At 34.9% G+C, this 6,955-nt stretch carries 5 protein-coding genes; 4 read left to right on the plus strand and 1 reads right to left on the minus strand.

What is annotated here, in order from left to right; all coding sequences use genetic code 11:
- Positions 1-201 (minus strand): hypothetical protein (locus A9Q93_RS10880; protein ID WP_303687430.1); only part of this gene is annotated, 201 nt, incomplete at its 3' end.
- A gap of 320 nt (positions 202-521) precedes the next feature.
- On the opposite strand from A9Q93_RS10880, the gene A9Q93_RS10885 reads away from it, so the two are divergent.
- From A9Q93_RS10885 to A9Q93_RS10900, 4 genes are all read left to right on the plus strand, one after another.
- Entirely contained in the window at positions 522-2,300 is a 1,779-nt protein-coding gene (locus A9Q93_RS10885; protein ID WP_303687431.1) for a long-chain fatty acid--CoA ligase, read from the plus strand.
- Positions 2,301-2,403: 103 nt separating this feature from the next.
- Entirely contained in the window at positions 2,404-3,687 is a 1,284-nt protein-coding gene (locus A9Q93_RS10890; protein ID WP_303687432.1) for an exonuclease domain-containing protein, read from the plus strand.
- Positions 3,688-3,725: 38 nt separating this feature from the next.
- Positions 3,726-4,436, plus strand: coding sequence for an SAM-dependent methyltransferase (locus A9Q93_RS10895; protein WP_303687433.1), 711 nt, complete (start codon positions 3,726-3,728; stop codon positions 4,434-4,436).
- A 125-nt stretch (positions 4,437-4,561) separates the two neighbouring features.
- Positions 4,562-6,955, plus strand: a 2,394-nt coding sequence (locus A9Q93_RS10900; protein WP_303687434.1) for a PKD domain-containing protein, incomplete at its 3' end; no start/stop codon positions are given.

Consider the following 6,955-nt stretch of genomic DNA (forward strand, 5'->3'; position numbering starts at 1 on the left):
TTCACCATTAGTTATGTTAATAGTTTGTCCTTGTATAGAGGGATCAAAGGTTTCCGTCCCGTTAGAACCTGCATTTGCAATTTCTACACGTAATGTTCCTGGAGTTCCGTCATCAGTTGTCTTTGTAACTACCTGCCCGATGGACAATGTAGAAATAAAGAAAAGCACAACAATTAAACTCAATTGAGTAATGTTTTTCATAATGTTAGTTATTTTGGTTATTAAATAATTAATGATTCAGAAGCAATTCCCTTCAAATAATAAGTTTCAAACAAAATTTCTTTGAACCATATTATACCTACGAGAGATGCATATGATCGGTTCCCTGAAAGACGTTAAAGAATAGTTAAAGTATTATTACTCAAAATAATATGCATGTCCTACTTTTCATAAATCTTAAAAATTCCTGGTAAAAATTACGCTTTCGCGAAAGCGAGAACCTTATAATTATCATTATCACTAAAAAAGTCATTTGAAAATCCACATGGTTTCCTTACTTTGCAATTACGAAAAATTTGAATATGCAGTATAAAAGACTTTTTGACTTCCCTCATTATCAGTTAGAAACCTATCCTCGTGAAGATGCTCTGGTATCAAAAGTTAATGGTAAATGGGTTAAAACTTCTACTAAATCCTTTGTAGAGCAGGCAAATGCTATATCTAGAGGATTATTGAGATTAGGAGTTCAAAAGAATGATAAGATAGCTCTCATTTCTACTACAAATAGAACAGAGTGGAATATTATGGACATAGGAATCATGCAAACTGGAGCGCAAGATGTCCCTATATATCCCACCATTTCAGAAGAAGACTATGCATATGTATTGAATCACAGTGAGTCTAAGTATGTCTTTGTTTCTGATCAAGAGGTATATGATAAAGTGATGAATATCAAAAGTCAAGTAGCCTCCTTAAAAGAGGTTTACTCCTTTGATGATATTTCAGGATGCAGGAGCTGGAATGATGTAAAAGAATTAGGTGAAGATCTAAGCAACCAAGCCGATCTTGAGGCTATAATGGCTTCAATTGATATTGAAGATCTTGCTACACTTATCTATACTTCTGGTACAACAGGAAGACCTAAAGGTGTAATGTTATCCCATAAAAATATAGCAAGTAATGCGATGACTTGTGAATTAAGACTACCTATTCTAAAAGGACGGTCAAAAGCTTTAAGTTTTTTACCTGTATGTCATATATATGAGCGTATGCTACAATATTTGTATGTGTATACAGGAACAGGTATTTATTTTGCAGAATCACTAGAAACCATATCTGATAATCTCAAAGAGGTGTCTCCTGAAGTAATGAGTGCAGTACCTAGATTACTTGAAAAAGTCTATGACAAGATTATTGCAAAAGGAGCAGATTTGACTGGTATAAAGAAAAAATTATTCTTTTGGGCCGTAGAACTAGGCTTAGAATGGGAACCTTATGGCGCAAACGGATGGTGGTATGAAAAAAAATTAGGCCTTGCTAGAAAACTAATATTTTCTAAATGGCAAGAAGCGCTGGGAGGAAATCTTCTCGCAATAGCCAGCGGTAGTGCCGCCTTACAACCTAGACTCGCCAGAGTATTTAATGCTGCAGGAGTGCCTGTTATGGAAGGTTATGGTCTAACTGAAACTAGTCCAGTAATTTCTGTAAACGACATGCGGGATGGTGGTTTTAGAATAGGCACCGTAGGAAAATTAATAGCAAATACTGACGTTCAAATTGCAGAAGATGGTGAGATAATTATCAACGGACCACAACGTATGATAGGTTATTATAAAGATGAAGAAAAAACTAATGAAGCTATTGATGCAAATGGATACTTTCATACCGGTGATATAGGTGAAATAGACAAAGATGGTTTCTTAAGAATTACTGATCGTAAGAAAGAAATGTTTAAAACTTCAGGCGGTAAGTATGTTGCTCCTCAACTTATTGAAAACACTATGAAGCAAAGTCGTTTTATAGAACAAATTATGGTGATAGGAGAAGGTGAGAAAATGCCAGCAGCATTTATACAACCTAATTTTGAGTTTTTAGAAGAATGGGCAGAGCGTAAAGGCGTATCCTATAAAAACTGGAAAGATTTATGTAGCAATGAAAGAGTTCTAGAAAGATATCAACGAGAAGTAGAAGAGCACAATGAAAAATTTGGTAAATGGGAACGAGTTAAATTGTTTGAGCTTACTCCAGAGCTTTGGACTATTGAAGATGAACATCTTACTCCTACACTCAAATTAAAACGTAGAAATATTAAAGCAAGGTATAAAGATCTATACGATAAAATTTATGGAGCAAAAATTTAATAAGTCTCTTTATAAGTTAAAAAAAGCCGTGTGTAAAACATGGCTTTTTTTATTAGCTTTCGCATAAATTATGTGAGAACTATTCTCATTAAAAAATATAGTATTGTACGCAATTGTAGATGTAGAAACCACAGGTGGAAAATATAACGAAGAAGGAATAACTGAAATAGCTATCTATAAATTTGATGGTCATGAAATAGTAGACAGATTTGCAAGTTTAGTAAACCCTGAAAAAGAAATTCAGCCCTTTGTAGTAAAACTAACTGGTATTAATAACGCCATGTTAAAACGAGCACCTAAATTCTTTGAGGTGGCAAAAAGAATTATTGAAATAACAGAAGGAACTACTCTAGTGGCTCATAATGCAGAGTTTGACCACCGTATGCTTAGACTAGAATTTGAAAGATTAGGATATACCTATATAAAACCTACTTTATGTACGGTAGAACTAGCCCAGTCCTTACTGCCAGAACAAGAAAGCTTTAACTTAGGTAAGTTAACAAAAGCACTAGGAATACCTATAACTGATAGACATCGAGCAACGGGCGATGCATTAGCGACCGTAAAATTATTTCAATTATTGCTTCAAAAAAATATTAATAAGAATATTATTTCTAAAAGTTTAAAACATCATAAACCATTAAAAATACAGCCTAATTTAAAAGAGCTATTAGATGATCTACCTAATTCTACAGGGGTATTTTACATTTATAACAAGGATAATGAGATTATTTACATATGCAAAAGTAAAAATATAAAAAGAAGAGTTACTCAGCTATTTACTGGTTCTAACAATAAATCTAAAACTATCCAAAGAACAGTAACACATGTTACGTTTGAAAAAACAGGAAGTCAACTTATATCTATTTTAAAAGAATACATTGAAGTACGTAAACATAAGCCGCCGTTAAATGGCAAACCCAAAAAATCTAATTTCTCACATGGCCTGTATGCTTTGCAACATAAAAATGGGAAGACTTCAACTTCATTACATGTTAAACCAGTCAAGAGCGATCCAGATTACTTAATCACATTCTCTAGCCATAAATCAGGGCTCACATTTTTAGAGAAACAATTAGAAGAACTCGATATCAATGATTCTACAAAAGCTACTGAGATTTTAATTGAAAAAGTACAAAACCTGTATATGATTAAAAACAATAGTAAAGTTATTGTTGATCGTGGTAGAGAAGCAAGTGAGCGTAGTGTAATTTTAATAGAGAATGGAAAAGTTCTAGGTTATGCATATGTTAATTTAAGAATACAAATGACAGATGTAAAAATGCTCAAAAGTCTTTTAACACCGCTAGACTCCACAGCACAAATTACACATATAATAAGTAGTTATTTAATACATAAAAGAGTACATCAAGTAATAGATTTATAGAAGTCCCGCTTTCGCGAAAGCGGAATAATTAAAATATTATGAAAGAAAAAGGAAGATTATTTCTCATACCGGTAACCCTAGGCGAGATAAGCCCTTTAGAAGTATTGCCATTATCAGTTAAGAAAGTTGTTGAAATGGTAGACGATTACATCGTGGAGAATGAAAAAACAGCACGAAGGTTCATCAAATCGATACATCCATCAAAGTCACAACCTACTTTGAATTTTTCAGTAATCAACAAGTTTACTGAAGAAACAGAACTTCCCTCCTTCTTGCAAGCATGTCTTGAAGGAAAAAATATGGGATTAATGAGTGAAGCGGGAGTTCCTGGAATTGCAGATCCTGGAGCAGATGTTATAGCCATAGCACATGAAAAAGGCATAAGAGTTCAACCCTTAGTAGGACCTAGCTCCATACTCATGGCAATGATGTCTAGTGGTCTTAATGGTCAGAATTTTGCTTTTAATGGCTACTTGCCCATAGATAAGCAAGAAAGGAGAAAAAAAATAAAAGACTTAGAATCTATTTCTATGAAACAAGATCAGTCACAGGCATTTATAGAAACCCCATACCGCAATAATAAAATGATAGAAGAAATGCTTTTATCATTAAATGGTAAAACTAAATTATGCATTGCTTGCGACATTAGTTTACCTACTGAATTTATAAAAACTTTAAGTGTTGAATCGTGGAAAAAGCAAATTCCAGACATTCATAAAAGACCAGCCATCTTTATAATACAAGGTTAAATTTATCAAAAACTTCTGCTGTACTTTAAAGTATAAAAAACGTAAGTCAGTTCAACGAACTTTCTTCTCGTTTATAGAAGTCACAAAAAAAGTTTAAATTACCGTCCTCAAAACTATTTAACGCAATGAAAAAATTACTCCTCCTAACTTTATTATTTATACCCATTCTCACCTTTGCTCAACTCGAGGCAGCCTGGTGGTTCTTTGGTGATAATGCGAGTGTAGACTTTAATAGTGGTGCCCCTGTTGCAGCCCCAGCAGGTAGCCTAGCCACAGCCGAAGGTTGCAGCGCAATATCAGACGAATGTGGTGTATTACAGATGTATTCTGATGGAACAACCGTTTGGGATAGAAACGGTAGCCCGATGCCTAATGGTACTGGGTTATCTGGAAACTCATCTAGTGCACAGTCTGCTATTATAATTCCTGATTTGGGAGCAAATGATCGCTATTTTGTAATTACAATTAGTGCATTTGCCGGATTAAATTATAGTATTGTAGATATGTCTTTACGTGGTGGTTTAGGTGATGTAGTTGCTGGCCGTAGAGATATTTTAATACAACAAAATACTCAAGAAAAAGTTACAGCAACTTTAAGTGATGATGGTACATTTTACTGGATATTGACATTTGAAAACGGAGGTGTATATAGTGCATACCCTGCAGCTGGTGGAATTATCTTAAGTTCTAGAGGTGTAGACTCTACGTTACCTGCTACTTCAAGCTTAACTGATGCAAGAGGTTATATCAGGTTATCTCCAGATGGTAGTAAAGTAGCTAATACATCTGTATTGCCTGCCGGAACCGCTTATCTTGCAGATTTTAACAATGCAACTGGTGTTGTAAGTAACCCAGTAGCTTTAACCACACCTAATAACTCTATAGCAAATTTTTATGGAGCTGAATTTTCTCCAAATTCTGAACTAATTTATTTAAATGCAAACTCTGCTTCTGGTGGTAATGGCTGCAGTAGTTCTGTTAATAGGGAGATTCTCCAATATAACATCAATTCTGGTGGTGGATGGAATTCAAATCCTTTTGTATTTGTAGCAAATGGTGCGCAGAATAGTGAAAGAGGTGCATTACAACTGGGAATAGATGGAAAAATTTATCATGCTAGAGCATGTCAACCTTGGTTAGGAGTGGTAAGATCTCCCGATTCAGTAGGTGCCGCGGCAGGATATACTGATGACGGTCTAGCTCTTAATAATAATTCAAGAGAAGGATTGCCTCCATTTATCACCTCCTTCTTTGAGCCCTCTTTTAGCTCTTATGAAGCTATGACTGGTGGTGGAAGCGGAACTTCTAGAAATCAAGTAAACTTTTGTGATCAAACTCCTATTCAGTTTGAGGCTTCCACATCTGATTTTTGTCCTACTACCACTGTTTCATGGAATTTCGGAGATGGAAGTCCTTTAGATACTACGGTGAATCCGATCCATACATTTCCTGGACCTGGTGTTTATACAGTGACATTAACGGCTCGTAATGGAGGATTCAGATTTATAGCAACATCAGATATTACTATTTATGCTAACCCTATAGCTAATACTGTAGCTGATGTATTTTTATGTGACAGTGATGGCGATGGAATCGAACAGAGAGATTTAGATCTGGTTGAAACTCCTCAAGTTTTAGATATGCAAACAGATCCTAACTTTGTTGTAACGTATCATCTTTCCCAAAACGCAGCAGATAATGGTGTAAATGCCATAACATTACCTTATGATTTTCCTATAGGTACGACACCTATTTATGTTAGAATAACAAACGATGAAAATGCCATCTCTAGACTTTGCTATGATAGTATTTCCTTTGATGTTGTTGTTGCAAGTGGCGCAGGTGCTACAAGACCTACTGATCTAGTTAATTGTGATGATGATAACGATGGTTTTTCTTTATTTGATTTAACATCAACAGAGCCAGAAGTATTGGGTGGATTACCTGGATCTGCATTTACGATTTCTTATCACACCAGCGCTGCAGACGCTAGTACAGGAGCAAGCCCTATAATGAATCCAACTACATATACTAACGGAGTTGTTGATACAGAAAGAATTTATATAAGACTTGAAGATAATAGCCCAAGTGGATGTACTTCTACGACCGAAGTTGACTTATTTGTATGGGACACGCCTATCGCAAATACAGTAATGGATATTGCTGTTTGTGATGATCTCAATGATAATTCTGAAGATATTATTCTAACAGATTTTGATACAGAAGTATTAAATGGACAAAGCAATCCTGATTATGTAATTACTTATCATTTATCTCAGGCAGATGCCGATACAGGTACTAATGATGAGACATCGCCTTTTAATTTAACTGGAACTACAACATTCTATGCTCGTATTGATAATTTAAATAATGAACCGTGTTTTGATACGATTTCATTTACAGTAAATTTAGATACAGTTCCCGTAGCAAATCCAGTAGCAGAGTACAGACTTTGTGATGATGTTTCAAATAATAATTCTGAAGTATTTGACCTGGTGTCTAGAAATCCTGAAGTACTG

Origin of the sequence: Nonlabens dokdonensis, assembly GCF_002162835.1 — a bacterium.
Lineage (GTDB): Bacteria > Bacteroidota > Bacteroidia > Flavobacteriales > Flavobacteriaceae > Nonlabens > Nonlabens dokdonensis_B.